This is a genomic window from Arcobacter ellisii (assembly GCF_003544915.1).
Taxonomy (GTDB): Bacteria; Campylobacterota; Campylobacteria; order Campylobacterales; family Arcobacteraceae; genus Aliarcobacter; species Aliarcobacter ellisii.
Genome location: NZ_CP032097.1, coordinates 1,326,951 through 1,343,825, shown reverse-complemented (window position 1 = coordinate 1,343,825; position 16,875 = coordinate 1,326,951). Strand labels below are relative to the sequence as shown.

Here is a 16,875-nt window from a genome sequence, read left to right as displayed (position 1 = left end):
TTTGTAGTTAGTTAGAACAGTTAATTTCTCTGATTTTATTTAATAAATCAAATACTATTTCTATATTATTTTCCATCTCTTTTGTTGTAGAGAAGATTTTTTCATTTTCTGCTTTAGCAGCATATAAATAAACTGTTTCTTGAACTAATTCATGCACTTTTTTATGTGCAATTTTTAAATCTTCCCACTCTTTTGTTTTTGCAAAAGCTTTATTTTCATTTGAATCTATCCATTTACCTAAATTACACTCATGTGCATTTTTAACTGTAAATTTGAATCCCTCTTTACATTGGGCAAAATTAACATTTTTGAAATTAATATGATCAGATTTTAATCTATTTATATCAATAATTAAATTTGTATCGCAAACTCTTTTGTGTGCATTTTTATCAAAACTTGTTTGATTTATCGTACTTTCAAGTTGTGTTACTAAAATCGAAGTTTTTACAGCCATATCATTGATAGTTGATGCAAGAGCTGCATTTTGTTGAGTTGCTTGGTCTAGTGAATTAACTGTATCATTAATTTGAGCCATTGCTTTTTGTTGTTCTTTTGATGCAGTTGCCACATCATCAATTAGTTTTGTAGTTACAACAATATTTTCATTTAACTCATTATATCCTTCAATCATTTTTGAAGTAATCTCTTTTCCTTCTTTTGCTTTAATTGTTGCATTTGAAACTATTGTTTTTATTTCATTTGCAGCATCTGCACTTCTACTTGCTAGATTTCGCACTTCTGCTGCAACAACAGCAAATCCTTTTCCAGCTTCTCCAGCAGTTGCAGCTTCAACAGCTGCATTTAAACTTAGAATATTTGTTTGGAATGCAATTTGGTCGATTACAGAAATAGCTTCATTGATTGCTTGAACTTGATTATTTATCTCATCCATTGAAATAGCTGTTTTATGTGCTAATTCTTTTCCTGTATCACTTGATTTTGTAACATTTTTTGCATATAAAGCCATTTGAATAGCATTTTCACTACTTCTTGTAACTGTTGCAGAGATTTCTTCAATAGCTGCTGCTGTTTCTTCTAAAGATGCTGCTTGTGTATTTGATGAATCACTTAATTTTTTAGAAGCATTTGCAAGTTGTGTTGAACTAGAAGCTAATTCATTATTTGATTTTTCAATTAAACACATAATTTCATTTAATGAAGATTGTGTAACTTTTGTACCACTTAATAAAGAAGCGATAATTCCAGTTAAATTATCTATATGTGGAATTTGATAATCATATTTTGCAGTTGATAAAGCAACTAAAGATTCACTTAAAATTGTTAGATTTTTTTGCATTCTTTCTATCATATTATTAATTTCATTAACTAAAGAATCAACACCAGCTGAATTAGCTTTTCCTTTAATTCTATCATTTAATAATCCAGCATTAACTTTTTCAATAATTGTTCTTGATTCTTCTATTACAATTTGGTCTTGAATTAAACCTTTTTCGATTGAATCTAAATAATTATTAAAGCTATTTACAACATCACCTATTTCATCATTTGATTTCACTTCAATTCTTGTTCTTTCAGTTGAATTATTTGAAATACTTTCAATTGAATTTTTAAGATTAAGAATAGGAAGTAAAATATTGTTTCTCATATTTACCAACGAAATTACCATGATAATTAATACTGCAACAATCAAAATAATTAAGGCAACCCAAATAATATAAGAAGCATGATCTATTGCAACTTTTACAGAGTCAATTGGTTCAGCAATTAAAGCAATTCCTAATTTTTTCCCTGTAAAATCAGTAATATCTACATAACTATAAAAATATTTATCTGTTATTAAAAAACTATCATTTAAAAGTTTGCTAAAGTTTATTTTTTTAGCATCTTCTAAAAAATCTTTATTTATAAACTTTTGAGAAATAAGATATTTATCTAATTTATTTTCTGCTTTTACATCAGCAGTTGCTAAAGATAAATCCATTAGTAATAAAAAGGCTTTTTTCTCTTGGTCAAATGAACTAGCAACAGAATTAATTCCTTGCATAAACTCTAATGAACCAACATGATTTTTATTTGAATCAAAAATAGGAACAACAGATCTAATTCCAAGTCCTGCATTACCTATTTCAAAACCATTAATTGCTTTTTTGTCTGTATTAACTTTTACTACACTTGGTCTGAAAGAACTTAAATCATCCCCAAATTTATCAGCTTGCCATGATCTTAAAAAAGAGTGATTATCTTTTGTATGTAAATGAATCTGAATATTTTGAAAAGGTGTTGATTCTTTCATACTTTTTGATAAATTAGCTAAAGTTTTGATTGCTAATTCTCTGTCATTGTTAGCTAAAGCTTCTTTTATTGAAGAGTCATTAGAAATAGAAATTGCATTTGAAATACCTGCTTCTAATTTTCCTTCAATTTTTAAAACAGTTAAAGCGTTTAACTCTATTTTGACATCATTATAAACTTCCTCTGTCAAATCATTTTTATATTTATTCAATATAAAATAACCTATAACTAAAACTAATAAAGTCACTATAACGTTTGTTAAAGTAAATTTTTTATTAATACTCAAGTCTTGCATCCTTATCCTTTTGCAGAAATAACCTATATTTTAGTGAAAACTACATTAAATGTTATTAAATGATATAAAAAAAAGTTATCCCATAGGATATAAAATCTCTTTTTGAATTTGTTCAATTTTTAATAAAAGTTCATCACCTATTTTAAAATCAAATGCCTTTAAAGAATCATCAAGTTGAGTTAAAACTCTAGCTCCTATGATTGTTGAAGCTATAAAATCAAAATGCTTAGAATATGAAACTGCCAAAGTTACAGGTGAAATCCCATATTCACGAGCTAATTCTATATATCTTGCAGTTGCAGCTAATGTTTTATCATTTACAAATCTATTTGCCATAGCTTGAACTCTTACACTTTGATTGTTTTTGTAAGCTGTAAATCTTGCATCAGTTGGATAAAAACCACCATTGTATTTTCCACTTAAAACTCCACCTGCTATTGGAGAGTATGGAAGTAGTGAAATATTTTCTCTTCGACAAACATTTGCTAATTCATCTAAAAATCTTGGATTTAAAAGTGAGAAATTGTTTTGAATTGATTCAAATCTAGTTAGATTTTTATATTTTGAAGTTTCATTTGCTTTTGTTAATCCATAAGCACTATCATTTGAAGTTCCGATATATCGTACTTTTCCTTCTCTTACCAACTCATCAAAAGCTTTTAAACTCTCTTCAATAGGTACAATTGTATCTGGCCAATGCATTTGATAAAGGTCGATATAATCTGTTTGAAGTTTTTTTAGACTTCCTTCAACTGCTCTTTTTATATGAAAAGAGTCAATTGCAGTTAAACCGTGTCTAATTGGTGGCACAAACCATCCTGAAGCAGCACCTGCAACTTTAGTTGCAAGAATTATTGAATCTCTTGGTTTTGTTTTAAGCCATTGCCCAACAATTTGTTCAGTTATTCCAGTTGTATTTGCTTTTGGAGGAACTGGATAAAGTTCTGCTGTATCAAAAAAGTTTATTCCATTTTCATAAGCTTTATCCATAATTTTAAAAGCCTCTTCTTTTGTTGTAGTTGAACCAAAAGTCATAGTTCCCATACAAATTGAAGATACCCTAAGCCCACTTTTTCCTATATATCTAAATTCCATAATAAATCCTTCAAATTTTTTAATAGGATTTATTATAACACTTTAGACTTATATTAAAAAAATTTTATTTTATTTACAATCTGATTTTGTAATAATTATTGTTGAAATTAATTCAGAATTTTTGTCTTTGTATGTAAATGAGTAATCAACACCTTTTGACAAATTATCTAAAAAATTTTGTTTTCCACAAATACTATTTTTTAAAGATTCTTTTACACCTGGAATTATTTTTTCAACATCAACTTCTTCTTTAGTTATTTTTACTAAAGTGTAATAAGTTTCAATTTTTTTATCTACAAACTGAACTAACTCAAGTCTAGTCTCTTCATCTACCATTTTTGGAAGAGTTTTATTTGTTTGTAAAATTTCTGTTTTAATTTTTTCAAAAGGGTCATTTAAAAACATAGGTATAAAATAGATTGCACCTATGATAATTAAAGATAAAACCCCATATAAAATAACATTCTTATTTTTTGACATTCGCAAAACCTTAATATTTTAAATTAGAAGGGGTATTATATCTTTTTAAATTAATTACTCCATAATACAAATCTCTTTTTTCATCATATGTTTAATAGTTTGAATTGCAACTAATAAAACAATTATTGTTGTAATAAAAGTTAAAACATAAGAAAAAATAGAATAAATCCCTTTTTGAGTTAATTCATACATCAAAATCGTACTTAAAGTAACTGCTGCCATTGGAAAAGTAAATGCCCACCAAGAGATAAAGAATTTGATTTTTACAAAGTTTTTATACATAACAAAAACTAAAATTGTAAAAAATAGCCCTAAATTAAATAAAATTTGAGCAAAAAAATCTAAACTTCCAGTTAATTTTATATAAGAGATAAATCCAATAGAAGGAGGTGCAATTAAAATAAAAAGTGTTGGCATAAATTTTGGAGCAAATTGATTGTGAAAAATAATTCTATTTAAAATTATTGAAAATAAAATTATCCAAAAGAAAATTCCAATTGAAAAATAAAAATATAATATTGAATCATCTACAAAACCTTTTCCAGCAATTGGAACTATCAAATTCCCAACAATAGGAATAAACCAAGCTGGATTTGAATGTTGCATTTCAAGATTGTTGTTTATCCAAAATCTAATGGTGTAATAGGTAAAAAAGATATGAAAAATTGCTCCAAAAACAAAAAATAGTTCTGATACATTTGTATAATAATGTCTATAATCAATCGATAAAATTAACATTGATATAGAAAACGCAGCAAAAAAATTTACTCTTATTGGATGAGAAAACTCTTTTTTAACTTCATCTTTATATTTTATTAGTTTTAAAATATAAAAAATCAAAACTAAAAAAAATAAAAAAGTAGAAATACCCAACATAAATAAAGCTAAATAATTTGGAAAAGAAAAAATTGCATTTAATCTTTCATATACTAAAGTTAAACCACCTAAACCCATAATGGTAGCAAACATCATTATAGGGAAAAATTGTAATCTGTTTGAGGGAATCGATTTTATGCTCTCTTGTACTTGCATTATAAATCCTATTAAGAATAATTTATTATAATTAGAAAAAATTAAAAGGTCTATTTTGGCAAAAAGTAAAAAGTTAATAATTGATTTAAGTAAAGAAAATCTCTTTTTTGAAGAGAGAAATCAAACTATCAAACTTCTAAACTTTAAAACTGAAACAATGAGTTTAGATATTGCAATTTTTGAAAAGGAAAAATTTATCAAAAATAGTACAATGGTTTTCGCTCATCTACCAAAAAAACTCAAAGCAAAACTAAATCCAACTGGAAAATAATTTGTTTTTCTAATAATTAATTCATAATTATAACTTATAAAAATTAAAGTTTGTTTTATTTTTCATAAGTAAAAATTATAATACTCTATAAATTCAAATATTTTTTAATCTTATTAAAATTATTCCTAAACATTGTATGAAGATATGTTCCAAAAACATTATTATTTTTAAATGCAGCATAAGTTCCATCACTACTATTTTTTTTATAAAGTTTGTATTCCCCTACTTTTTGCTCATCTATAAGTTTTGTAAAATGAAAAGCATGACCTGTGATTCCTAATTCATTTTCATAATATCCCATTCGATAAAACTTTTTTCCTAAAGTAAAATCCAAATCTAATAATCCCATCATTTTTTTATCATCAACTCTGTTTGATAAAAATAGTAATCCAGCACATTCACCATAAATTGCTTTATTTTGTTTTGCATGAGTTAATAATGAGTTTTTAAAATCATTTGAGTTTTCTATTTTTTCATAAGCTTTTGAAGTTTCAATATAACCACCAACAATAAAAACAATATCTGCATCACTTGGAATAATTTCGTTGTTTATAGCATTTACTATTGTTACTTTTTCGAAACTCTCTTTTAAAAACTCCAAATTATCATGGTATAAAAAAGAGAAATTTTCATCATTTACCAAAGTTATGTGTTTATTATATTTTTCTATTTTTTCAAAGGGATAATCTTCTGTTTTAGAAGCTGTAAACTCTGCAATTTTTTCTAATTTTTCTAAATCTATATGTTTTAAAACCTCTTTTGAAATATGTTCAAGTTTTTCAAACTCATTATCTTTTAAATCAAGTCCAAGATGTGTAGAATCCAAAGTATCAAGTCTATTTTCAATCCAACCTAAAACTTCTATATCATCAAAATCTTTTTCAACTTGATTTTTTATCAATTCAAAATGACTATTTGAACCCACATGATTAAAAATCACACCTTTTATAGTATTTCCTTCTTGATAAGTTTTAAGACCTTTTATAATTGCACTTAAAGTTATATATGAACCACTTGCATCTAAAACTATGATTGTTGGAACATTTAAAAGTTTTGTTACATCATAAGCAGAAGCATTTTTATCCATACCATCATAAAACCCCATAACTCCCTCAAGAATAGAGATATTTTTATCACTATATTTATCGAATAACCATTTTACTTGGGCTTCATTCATAATACAAGTATCAAGATTTATACTTGGAGTTTGGCATATTTTTTGATGAAAAAGAGGATCTATAAAATCAGGTCCAATTTTAAAAGGTCTAACAGATTTTCTAAAATGATATAAAAGTGCTGTTGTTAGAGTAGTTTTTCCTTGATTTGATGCCGTTGCACTTATACATATAGCTTTGATTTTGGCTCCTTGTGATTTTTTTAGGAAATATTATCTAAATGTCACAAAAACTTGATAAAATTTTCATAGATATAAAAAATAAAAGGAAATATTTGAACTGGTTAGCACATGTATTTTTATCAGAATTAGATATAGATTTTCAAATTGGAAATTTTTTAGCTGACCCTTTAAAAGGTCGAGTTTGGGAAAATGCTTCTGATGAGATAAAAAAAGGAATGCAAACCCATAAAAAAATTGATTCATTTACTGATTCCCATGAAATTATTTCATGTAGTAAAAAAAGATTAAGAGAAAGAGGTTTATTAAAACCTGTGATAGTTGATTTAACTTATGATTATCTTTTGACTAAAAATTGGGATAAATTTTGTACTATTCCTTTAAAAACTTTCTCAAATAGTTTTTATACACAAGCTTATAAAAGAGCTCCTTTTATGCCATATATTGCAAATATCTCTATAACAAATATGATAGAAAGAGATTTACTAAACAAATATCACACTATAAATCAATTAAAAACCTCTTTTGATAGAATGGATAAAAGATTATCTCCTAGACTTTTACAAAGAGAAACAGCAAGTGGTTATTCAAATACTGTTATTGATAATATAAATTATTTAGAAAAAGATTTTTTAGAGTTTTTCCCACAACTTTGTAAAACTCTAAAAAGTGATTTGGATAAAAATAAATTAAAACATTGGAGGCTGTAGATGAAAAAATTGTTTTTGATAAGACATGCAAAATCTTCTTGGGAAGATTTAAGACTTGATGATTTTGATAGACCTTTAAATAAAAGAGGTGAAAAAGATGCTCCTTTTATGGCAGAGCTATTAAAAGAAAAAAATATCATACCTGATTTGATAATCTCTTCACCCTCACTTAGAACAAAACTAACTGCAGAAATAATTGCTGAAAAGATTGGTTTTATTGATAAAATAAGTTTTGATAAAACTATTTATGAAGCACCTTTATCAAGTTTAAAAAAAGTTGTTCATAATATAGATAATTCGTTTAATACAATATTTTTTATAGGACATAATCCTGGACTTTGCGATTTAGCAAACTCTTTGTGTGATTTAGAAATAGAAAATATACCTACTTGTGCAATTGTTGAAATAGATTTTGATACAAATTCTTGGAAAGATATATCAAAAGAGAATTCAACTTTAATCTCCTTTGAATCTCCTAAAAAGTATAAATAAAAATTTATACTTTTTTATTTCTTCTAACTAATAAATATACAAAAAATGGCGCTCCTATAAAAGCCGTTACCACACCAATTGGAAGGCTTGAATCTGTATTTAAGTTTCTTGAAATCAAATCACTAAATACTAAAAATATTCCTCCAAAGAAAAATACAGGAAAAAATAGTTTATCGGCACTTTTTTTATAAACAAGTTTTATAATATGAGGAATAATAAGCCCAATAAATCCAATGGGTCCCACAAAACTAATACTTATCCCTACACTTAAAGATACGACAACAAGCAGTAAAATATTTATTTTGTGTACATTTAAACCTTTTAAAAATGCTGTATCGTTGCAAATTAGAAGCAGTTTTATTTTCTCTTTATTTAGATGTACAACTGCATAAAATATTAAACTTACAATCATAACAACAATTCCACTTGTATAACCAACAGTATCTAAACTTCCAAGGGTAAATCTAACTATTGAATAGTTTTCTTGTAAATTACTCATATAAAAAACCAACATCAAAGCTGAACTATAAAAATATGATAAAGCAATTCCAATAAGTAAAATTGAGTTTGTAGAGACTGCAATTGAGCTTTTATTTATCTGTTTTGAGATGAAATATAAAATCAAAATAGTAATAATAGAACCAAAAACAGAGGAAATACTCATATAAAGAGCTGGAAAAAATACTATTGAAATAGCTGTAAAAAGTGTCGTTCCACTTGCAATTCCCAATGTATATGGTGTTATTAATTGGTTTTTAAAAATAATTTGAAAAATCAAACCACCCAATGCCAAAATTCCACCAACAAAAAATGCCAAAAAAACCCTTGAAACTCTTAAATCCCAAAATATCGTATAAGTTGTTGAATTTGGTTCAAAAATATCTTTTAAAGAAATAGGTATTTCTCCCCAAAAAGGTGCAATACAAACTATGATAACACTAATTATATATAAAAATATTTTCATAGATTTACCACCAAATGATTATCTAATTTTAAAATAGTATTGTTATAAAATTTTTTTAGATTTTCATTTGAAAAAAATTCATCATGTTCTCCAAAAAATTCGATTATGCCATCATTTAGAAACAGAACTTTATATTTTAAAGCATAAGCTAAATCAAGATTATGAGTGATAATAATTTTTTGTTCAAGTAAATCAGAATTTAGAATATCAAAAACCTCTTTTAATCGACTAATATCTAAATTTGCCGTTAATTCATCAAAAATAGTGATTTTTGCATTGTGCATTATCGCACTTGCTAGAAGTAAAAGTTGCTTTTCACCTGAACTAAATGATTTACAAAATTTATCTTCTAATTTTCTCAAATTTAAAAGTTTTATTGTTTCATCTATTTTTTGAATATTTACACTATCAATAAAAGAGAGTTCCAAAAACTCTCTTAAAGTTACATATTCATCAAAAATTGAGAGTTTTGGTGGAATATAATTTATAAGTTTTGCTCTTTTATAATCACTTATTTTTGAAATATTTTCTCCAAAAAGTTTTACTTTTTCATTTGAAATAAGATTTGATAAAACCTTTGCTAGAGTTGATTTTCCTGCACCATTTTCACCAAGAATTATCAAATTTTCATTCTCTTTTAACAAAAAAGAGATTTCGTGCAAAATAAAACTATTGTAATCTTTTATTTCTAACATTTTCTAATATCTTTTTAAAATCTTTTATAAAAAACTCCACTCTTTGGCTTGGAATTCCAGCATAAAGTTTATCAACAGCATAAATATTATCATCTTTTGAAGCATTTATAGGAAGTTGTTTCCAAGCGTTTATTATCTCTTTTTGCTCATCTATTTTTCCATCTAAAAATGGAGCTAATAAAACTATAATATCTGGATTCATATTTATAATTTTTTCAGTATTTACAACAGGTTGTGCAGGATTTTCTGAATTATAAGCATTTTGATTTCCACTTGCTTTTATAATATCTTCAAAATATAAAAAATTCCCAGTTACATAAATCTGATTTGATAATGATTTTTTCGGACTAATTACAACTAATATCTTTTTATTTTCAATAATTGAATTTAAAGAAGACAGAGCATTATCAATATTTGATACTAATTCCTTTGCTCTTTCAGTTTTGTTGAAAAAACTTCCTAAATCAAGAATAGTATTTTTTATTGATGAGATTGTATTTGTTTTATAAATTAAAGTTTTTATACCCAAAGCTTTTAAATTTGAGTTTAATTTTTCATCATAATCTTGTCCAATTACAACTGTTGGTTTTAATTCAAGCACTTTTTCCAAAGAGATATTGTTATAACCTCCAATTTTTGGAAGATTTTTTGATTCTTCTGGAAAATCACAATGTTTAGTATTTGCTACAACATTTTCACCAACACCTAAAGCAAATACAATCTCATTTATAGAAGGTGAGAGAGTAACTATTCTCTCACTTCCTAATAAATTTACACAAAAAATAAGTATAAATAAAAAAAATTTCATATTAGAAACTAGCCTTTAATCCTATATAAGCACTTCTTTCAGCTGTTGCATAACCATCAACTGTTTGATAGTATTTGTCAAAAATGTTATCAACTTTTAAATATGCTTTGTAAGTTTTGTTTATATCATAATTTATCACAGAATTCCAAATTGTATAGTTTCCAGTTTCAGCACCTGTTTTATTATCTTTATCATATCTATCACCAATATATTTACCATTTACATTAAAATGTAATTTACTGATTCCATAATAATCAACTCCAAAACCTATTTGATTTTTTGGACGTCTAGCTAAATCTTCTTCTTTACTATTTTTTGCACTTAAATGAGTATAATTTAAGTTTATTAATAAATCTTCAATTATCATTTTTGAATATTTTGATTCATAACCTTCTATAGTTGAAGTTCCAGCAATATTTTGATATTTTGAAGATTGCCAATTTATAAGATTATCAACTTTATTTTTAAAATATGTAAGTGTAAAATCTTTATAAGTTGAAGATACATCAAAAGATTTAACTTTTTCTGGTTCTAAATTTGGATTTGAAATTCCCCAAGGATTTAAAGATTGTATTAAATTTGGAGCATTGTATGCTGTTCCATAATTTGTACTAAATGATAAATCTTCATTAATAGAATATTTTGCACCAATTTTTCCAGTATTTTTTGAACCAAAGCTAGAATAATCATCTCTTCTTAATGATTCAGTCAATACTAATCTTTCAAAAGTATTAGTATTAGTTAAAAATATTGATTTATTTTTTGTTTCAGAATCATTTTTATCGTTATTTCCTTTTATATAATCAACTTCAGTTTTTTCCTTATTAACTCCAATAACTACATTATCATTATCTAAATAAGAAATTTTATCAGTTAATTCTATACTTGTAGTTTGACCATTATAATTTTTTACTTCCGAAGATTTCGTAGCTTCTAATTGTTCTTTATCAAATTTTGAAATATCATATTTTAATTTAATATCGTGACTTTCATAAATTTTATTATATGCTAGTGAATATAGATTTGATTCATTATCACTTCTTTTTGTTTCATTACCTGTATTTCCATCATATTGCGATAAAGAATTAATATGATTATAATTTGCACTTATTCTATCAGAATCTGTTAAGTTATAACCACCTTTTAAATTAACAGTTGTATTTCTATAACCATTTTTTACATACTCATCCGGATTTTCACCATAAGGAACTTGAGAAGAAAATCCATCAGTTAATACTCTATTTGCTGAAAGTCCAATATCATAATTATCTGTTTTATTAGAAACTGTCATTCCATATTTTTTAGTTTGAAAACTTCCCATTTCCACAGAAGCATTTCCATGAAACCCTTTTTTAGCTGAACTTGTAATAATATTTATTACACCAGCACTTGCATCTGCTCCCCAAATACCACTTTGAGCACCTTTAATTACTTCAATTCTTTCTATATCATTTATCATTAAATGCTCAAGTGCAGCACCACTAGTATTTGAAGGGTCTTGATATTTTATTCCATCAATTAAAACTAAAACTCTTTTTGAGTCCATACCTCGTAAGTATAAAGAAGTTGAATTACCTAATCCACCATTACTTACAAATGAAATTCCTGCAAGTGTATTTAAAGCCTCTGGAACAGAAGTAAAGTGTTTCTCTTCTATCTCTTCTTTTGTTATAACTTCAACATTTGAAGTAACATCTTTGATTGATTGTTCTGATTTTGTAGCACTTGTAACTGTGATTGTTTCTAAGTTTTCGGCTGAAAAAAGGTTTGTCGCTATTAGAAAGCTTGCAACTAAGCTTATAGATAAATTTTTTTGCATTTCTTATTTCCTAAATTTTTTATTTATATGTTATTTGTTGAATATAATTTCATTGGTTTTAATTGTTTATGTAACAATATTTTAGTAATTGCTGGTGCTTTTGATAAAACAGAAAGAATCATACAATTTAAAGATTCTAATTTCTTATTTACAGTTGCAGCTAAAATACCAAAAAAACTAAAGTATTTTTTCTTTTTAACCATTTTGTCCTCCTTTATAAAATTTAATTGATTTTTTTAAATATGACAATTTAAAATAGTTTTTGTTGGGTCTGTTAAATATTCATAACCGATATAAGCTATATATATTCCAAAAGCTATTACTAAAATTGAAGCAAGTTTGATAAATAAATCTCTAAGATTTGATTGTTTGAAAAGTCCAACAAAAAAGCCAAGAGAAAAAAGTGCGGGAATTGTACTAAGTCCAAAAATAAGCATTACTATCGCACCCCAAAATGCACTTCCTGTACTTGCAGCTGTGATTGCAAAAACATACACAAACCCACATGGAAGCAGTCCATTTAACATACCCAAAAGATAAAAACTAAATAAAGAGTCTGAACCTAAAAGTGATTTGAATGTTTTTTGATAAAAAGATGATTTTGAACAACTATGTTCAAGCATTGTTAAAAACTTGATTTTCCCAAGAAGTGAAAGTCCAACTAAAACCATCATAAAACCAGTTATTAGTAAAAATATTCCACTTGTAAGATTATCAAAAGTTACAACTCCACCAACAAGACCAAATAAGGCTCCTAAAATCATATAAGTTGTAATTCTTCCAAATGAATATAATAGATGAGCAATTGTTTGTGTTTGTTTTGACCATTCACTTCTTATTTTTGTACTTGAATAAGCAATTACAATTCCTCCACACATTCCCACACAATGTCCAAATGAACCTAAAAAAGCTATTGAAATAATTGTTAAAATACTAATTGTTTCCATTATTTACCTAAAAGCTCTTTTTTATAAACAGGATTTGCCATAGTTTCACCTCTTAGCATTCTTAAACTCATCTCTTCAAAAGTTATAAATCCATCTTGTTTGTTTTCATAAGCTCCAAATCCATATCTCATAGGAGTTGCTTCTGTTGTACTATAAAAAGCTGTTCTTCCATCAATATATTTATTTGTATCTTTTGACATAACCCAAATTTTTGCACTATCTTTAAACTCTTTTGTTCTTAACCAATTTGCCATTCCACCGTGGTCGTGAAAAAACCAAGTTTTTCCATCATTTGAAACAACTTGAGAGGCATAAGTTAAATCAGTGATTATCATTCCACAATCACTATCTTGATATTTTCCTAAAACTATTTCAAGTGGAGTTAAAGTTGTATTACCCTCTTTTAAAACAACCATTTGTTTGCTATTTGACATAGATAAAAATATTACAACAATTATTGCTATTATTAAAATTATTGTAAAAAAAGGTAAGATTTTTTTCATAGAAACTCCCAAAATTTAGCGGTATTATATTCACTTGTATATAAATTTTAGATTATTAAGGCATAAAAAAAGGCTTTACAGAGGGAAAAACTGTAAAGCCCGTATTCAAATTTACTTCAGAGTATAGGATACAAAATCATATGTATTTAGTAGTAGGAGGATTTAATACAAATATCCTATGAAAGAATAGTAACAGTTCTAATATTAAAATAAGATAAAATTTCTCCTATATTTAAAAAATATTTAACTTTTTACTTATATTTTTCATAATATAATAAAAAATACAAAAAAAAGGAATTTAATGCGTCTGATAATGTTTGATATGGACGGAACATTGATTGATAGTGGATATGCAATTACAAATACTATAAATTATGTACGAGAAAATTTAGGTTTTGAAAAATTAGAAAAAAATCATATTTTAGAAAAAGTAAATGACCCAACTATAAATTCAGCAGAGTTTTTTTATGGAACAAAAGAGTTTACACAAGAACAAACAAAACTTTTTGAAGAGTATTACAATCAACATTGTTTAAGTGATTTAGTAGTTTATGATGGAATTACTAAACTAATTGAAGATTTAAAAGGTGATTTTACACTTGCTGTTGCAACAAATGCTAACTCTACTTATGCATATAAGATGTTAAATCATGTAGGTTTAGCAAAATATTTTTCAACTATTTTGGGATATGACAGTGTAAAAAATCCAAAACCACATCCAGAAATGGTTTATAAAATCTTAGATAAACACAATATTGAAAAACAAAATGCTCAACTAATTGGAGATTCGCATAAAGATATTATGGCTGCTACAAATGCAGGAGTTGATTCGGTTTTAGTAAACTGGGGATTTTCAAATCATGAAAAAGATGCAATAGAGACTGTTGCTGAATTAGAAAATAGAATAAAAGCAAAATTTTATTAAGAGTTATATTTATGTTTGAAACTATAAAAAATCTATTTAAAAAAGAAGAAGTTTTTTCTTGTATTGTTTTTGATGGAAAAATTATGAAATATCTAAATTTGACTCAAAAACAAATAGATAAACTTCAAGAAGAAAATAAAGATTGGACAATAACAAAAAAAGAGGAGTGTTAAAGTTCTATGAACTTATACTCACCCTCTTTTAAATCTTCTACATCAAATCCAGCAAAATTTAATCTATGAAGTTTAACTACCCTATTTCCAACTGCTGCAAACATTCTTTTTACCTGATGATATTTTCCCTCAACTATCTCAAGTCGCACTTGTGTAGAAGTTATAACTTCAAGTTTTGCTGGAAGTAAAGGTTTTTTTTCACCATTTAACATCAACTCTCCACTTGCAAAAATTTGTGTTTCATCACCTTTTAAAGGTTCAGCCAAAGTTGCTTCATAAACTTTTATTACATCACTTTTTGGACTTGTTAATTTATGGTTTAAATCACCATTATCTGTTAAAATAATTGCTCCTGTTGTATCAACATCAAGTCTTCCAACAGTTGAGATTTTTGGATTTCTTCTATTCCAACGTTGTGGGATTAAAGAGTAAATCAAACTTCCTGCGTCATTATGAGAGCAAATAAATCCACTAGGTTTATTTAATAATATTGTGATTGTTTCAGCATCTATTGGTTCTTTATCAATTTTAATATCGTCGTGATAAGCTTTTAAAGATGGGTCAAAAATTCTTTTATCTTTTACTAAAACTTCAAAAATTCTCAAAAACTTTTTCGCTTCACCTCGCGTACAATATCCCAAACTCGATAGATGAGCATCTATTCTTTTATAACTATTTGCCATAAATTCCTATCTTTTTCTTTTAAATTGGTCGGATATTAACATTTTTTCAATAAAATACAAACATGAAATTACTTGATAAAAAAAATAAAATATATTTACTTGATGATGAAAACTTTGATTTTCCAACTTTAGAGATGATGAAAGATGATTTAGTTGCTGTTGGTGGTGACTTTCATCCTCAAAGACTTATAAATGCTTATGAAAATGGGATTTTCCCTTGGTATATTGATGATTATGGTTATATTCATTGGTTCTCACCAAATAAAAGAATGGTGTTAAATCCAAATGAAATGAAAGTATCAAAAAGCCTGAAAAAATCATTAACAAACAAAGGTTTTGTAGTTAAATCAAATGAAAACTTTGAAAAAGTTATGCGTGAATGTTCCCAAATTAAAAGAAAACATGAAGATAGCACTTGGATAAGTGAAGAGTTTATAGAAGCTTATACAAATTTATTTGAACTTGAAATTGCTTTTTCTGTTGAAACCTATCTAAATGATGAGTTAGTTGGTGGACTTTATGGACTTGTTATTGGTGATGTTTTCTGTGGGGAAAGTATGTTTGCAAAGGTAACTGATGCTTCAAAAGTTGCTTTTTATCATCTTTGTCAGTGGGCAAAAGAGAATGAAATCAAAATCATAGATTGTCAAGTTTATAATGACCATTTAGCTAGTTTGGGAGCAAGGGAAATAAGTAGAGAAGAGTATTTTAAAATTCTTAAGAGTTAGAATTAAAAAAATTTTTCTCTATCTTTTTTCTTCTACAACAACTCATCTCTTTTGTTCTATCACTTGGACTTATTAATCCAATAACATGAGGTTTTGCATAGATTTTATTTAGTTCAGAATTTTGATTTTGTAACCAAAAGAAAAATTGATTTTTTAACTCTTCATTTAACTCTATAAAGTCAATATCTAAACTAACAATATCTAAAAACTCTTTTGGTAATTTTTGAGCAACACTTCCAAAATAATAAAAAAAATTTGATAATAAAACGTTTTCCCCAAATAAATCCATCTCTTTTGTACAACGACTATGAACACTAGGACGAAGTTTTATCTCATCATTTGAAAAATCATAAACACTATCGCCCATTTGTTCTTCTATAATTTTACTTGTTTTATTTGGTATTTTTATTTGTAAATGCTCTTTTGTAAACTCGTCATACTCCTTCATACTCATAACAGTAGTGATTTTCATAGTATAGATAAGTTCAAAAGAGTTTGAAAGCCCGATAATCCAATCACCTTTTTTTGCAATTTTACGTAAATTCATTTTACAAATAGCAAGAGTACAAACTCCACCATAAGGATTTGGAGCTGCACCATCATCAACTGGAACTATATAAACATATACTTTCATCTATTTTCTTTTTG

Annotated in this window: 20 protein-coding genes; 6 read left to right on the top strand and 14 right to left on the bottom strand. The window is 26.3% G+C overall.

The genetic code is table 11. The features are described from left to right. Positions 1–7: 7 nt before the first annotated feature. From AELL_RS06905 to AELL_RS06890, 4 genes are all read right to left on the bottom strand, one after another. Entirely contained in the window at positions 8–2,548 is a 2,541-nt protein-coding gene (locus tag AELL_RS06905) for a methyl-accepting chemotaxis protein (RefSeq protein WP_118917241.1), read from the bottom strand. 75 nt (positions 2,549–2,623) lie between these two features. Then, positions 2,624–3,643, bottom strand: a complete 1,020-nt coding sequence (locus AELL_RS06900; RefSeq protein WP_118917240.1) for an aldo/keto reductase — start codon at positions 3,641–3,643, stop codon at positions 2,624–2,626. A gap of 69 nt (positions 3,644–3,712) precedes the next feature. After that, complete coding sequence (locus AELL_RS06895; protein WP_118917239.1) at positions 3,713–4,123, bottom strand: hypothetical protein; 411 nt, start codon at positions 4,121–4,123, stop codon at positions 3,713–3,715. Positions 4,124–4,177: 54 nt separating this feature from the next. After that, positions 4,178–5,155: an SLAC1 anion channel family protein gene (locus AELL_RS06890; RefSeq protein ID WP_118917238.1), complete on the bottom strand. Its 978-nt coding sequence runs from the start codon at positions 5,153–5,155 to the stop codon at positions 4,178–4,180. 55 nt (positions 5,156–5,210) lie between these two features. Between AELL_RS06890 and AELL_RS06885 the strand changes: the two genes are divergently transcribed. Next, on the top strand, positions 5,211–5,426 hold the full coding sequence (locus tag AELL_RS06885) for a malate dehydrogenase (RefSeq protein ID WP_118917237.1): 216 nt from the start codon (positions 5,211–5,213) through the stop codon (positions 5,424–5,426). Between the two features lie 85 nt (positions 5,427–5,511). Here AELL_RS06885 and AELL_RS06880 read toward each other — a convergent pair whose 3' ends face one another. Then, the gene (locus AELL_RS06880; RefSeq protein ID WP_226806028.1) at positions 5,512–6,768 is read right to left on the bottom strand and encodes a cobyrinic acid a,c-diamide synthase CobB; all 1,257 of its coding nucleotides are present in this window, start codon (positions 6,766–6,768) and stop codon (positions 5,512–5,514) included. 107 nt (positions 6,769–6,875) lie between these two features. On the opposite strand from AELL_RS06880, the gene AELL_RS06875 reads away from it, so the two are divergent. Next, positions 6,876–7,490 carry an acyl carrier protein phosphodiesterase gene (locus AELL_RS06875; RefSeq protein WP_118918627.1) on the top strand — a complete coding sequence of 205 codons (615 nt, stop codon included), beginning with the start codon at positions 6,876–6,878 and terminating at the stop codon, positions 7,488–7,490. Then, positions 7,491–7,982, top strand: coding sequence for a SixA phosphatase family protein (locus tag AELL_RS06870; protein ID WP_118917235.1), 492 nt, complete (start codon positions 7,491–7,493; stop codon positions 7,980–7,982). A gap of 4 nt (positions 7,983–7,986) precedes the next feature. Here AELL_RS06870 and AELL_RS06865 read toward each other — a convergent pair whose 3' ends face one another. Genes AELL_RS06865 through AELL_RS06835 form a run of 7 tightly spaced genes read right to left on the bottom strand, consistent with a single transcriptional unit; the run spans position 7,987 to position 13,718 of the window. Next, positions 7,987–8,946 carry a FecCD family ABC transporter permease gene (locus AELL_RS06865; RefSeq protein ID WP_118917234.1) on the bottom strand — a complete coding sequence of 320 codons (960 nt, stop codon included), beginning with the start codon at positions 8,944–8,946 and terminating at the stop codon, positions 7,987–7,989. Next, positions 8,943–9,641, bottom strand: a complete 699-nt coding sequence (locus AELL_RS06860) for an ATP-binding cassette domain-containing protein (RefSeq protein WP_118917233.1) — start codon at positions 9,639–9,641, stop codon at positions 8,943–8,945. The genes AELL_RS06865 and AELL_RS06860 overlap by 4 nt, the downstream gene beginning before the upstream one ends. Beyond that, complete coding sequence (locus tag AELL_RS06855) at positions 9,616–10,449, bottom strand: ABC transporter substrate-binding protein (RefSeq protein WP_118917232.1); 834 nt, start codon at positions 10,447–10,449, stop codon at positions 9,616–9,618. The genes AELL_RS06860 and AELL_RS06855 overlap by 26 nt, the downstream gene beginning before the upstream one ends. Position 10,450: 1 nt before the next feature. Then, the gene (locus AELL_RS06850) at positions 10,451–12,268 is read right to left on the bottom strand and encodes a TonB-dependent receptor plug domain-containing protein (RefSeq protein WP_118917231.1); all 1,818 of its coding nucleotides are present in this window, start codon (positions 12,266–12,268) and stop codon (positions 10,451–10,453) included. 23 nt (positions 12,269–12,291) lie between these two features. Continuing rightward, complete coding sequence (locus AELL_RS06845; protein WP_118917230.1) at positions 12,292–12,471, bottom strand: hypothetical protein; 180 nt, start codon at positions 12,469–12,471, stop codon at positions 12,292–12,294. Positions 12,472–12,504: 33 nt separating this feature from the next. After that, positions 12,505–13,215 carry a sulfite exporter TauE/SafE family protein gene (locus tag AELL_RS06840; protein ID WP_118917229.1) on the bottom strand — a complete coding sequence of 237 codons (711 nt, stop codon included), beginning with the start codon at positions 13,213–13,215 and terminating at the stop codon, positions 12,505–12,507. Further along, entirely contained in the window at positions 13,215–13,718 is a 504-nt protein-coding gene (locus tag AELL_RS06835; protein ID WP_118917228.1) for a hypothetical protein, read from the bottom strand. Before AELL_RS06835 ends, AELL_RS06840 begins: the two co-directional genes overlap by 1 nt. A gap of 301 nt (positions 13,719–14,019) precedes the next feature. Here AELL_RS06835 and AELL_RS06830 point away from each other — a divergent pair, with 301 nt between their 5' ends. Both AELL_RS06830 and AELL_RS14265 read left to right on the top strand, forming a co-directional pair. After that, complete coding sequence (locus AELL_RS06830) at positions 14,020–14,643, top strand: HAD family hydrolase (RefSeq protein WP_118917227.1); 624 nt, start codon at positions 14,020–14,022, stop codon at positions 14,641–14,643. A gap of 11 nt (positions 14,644–14,654) precedes the next feature. Continuing rightward, positions 14,655–14,816 carry a hypothetical protein gene (locus AELL_RS14265; protein WP_164967239.1) on the top strand — a complete coding sequence of 54 codons (162 nt, stop codon included), beginning with the start codon at positions 14,655–14,657 and terminating at the stop codon, positions 14,814–14,816. On the opposite strand, the gene AELL_RS06825 is transcribed toward AELL_RS14265, so the two are convergent. Then, positions 14,813–15,499: a pseudouridine synthase gene (locus AELL_RS06825; RefSeq protein WP_118917226.1), complete on the bottom strand. Its 687-nt coding sequence runs from the start codon at positions 15,497–15,499 to the stop codon at positions 14,813–14,815. The genes AELL_RS14265 and AELL_RS06825 overlap by 4 nt on opposite strands. 62 nt (positions 15,500–15,561) lie before the next feature. Between AELL_RS06825 and aat the strand changes: the two genes are divergently transcribed. Beyond that, the gene (aat, locus tag AELL_RS06820) at positions 15,562–16,227 is read left to right on the top strand and encodes a leucyl/phenylalanyl-tRNA--protein transferase (protein WP_118917225.1); all 666 of its coding nucleotides are present in this window, start codon (positions 15,562–15,564) and stop codon (positions 16,225–16,227) included. Here aat and AELL_RS06815 read toward each other — a convergent pair. Next, positions 16,217–16,861 carry an Nmad2 family putative nucleotide modification protein gene (locus tag AELL_RS06815; protein ID WP_118917224.1) on the bottom strand — a complete coding sequence of 215 codons (645 nt, stop codon included), beginning with the start codon at positions 16,859–16,861 and terminating at the stop codon, positions 16,217–16,219. The two genes, aat and AELL_RS06815, sit on opposite strands and share 11 nt — an antisense overlap. Positions 16,862–16,875 lie beyond the last annotated feature (14 nt).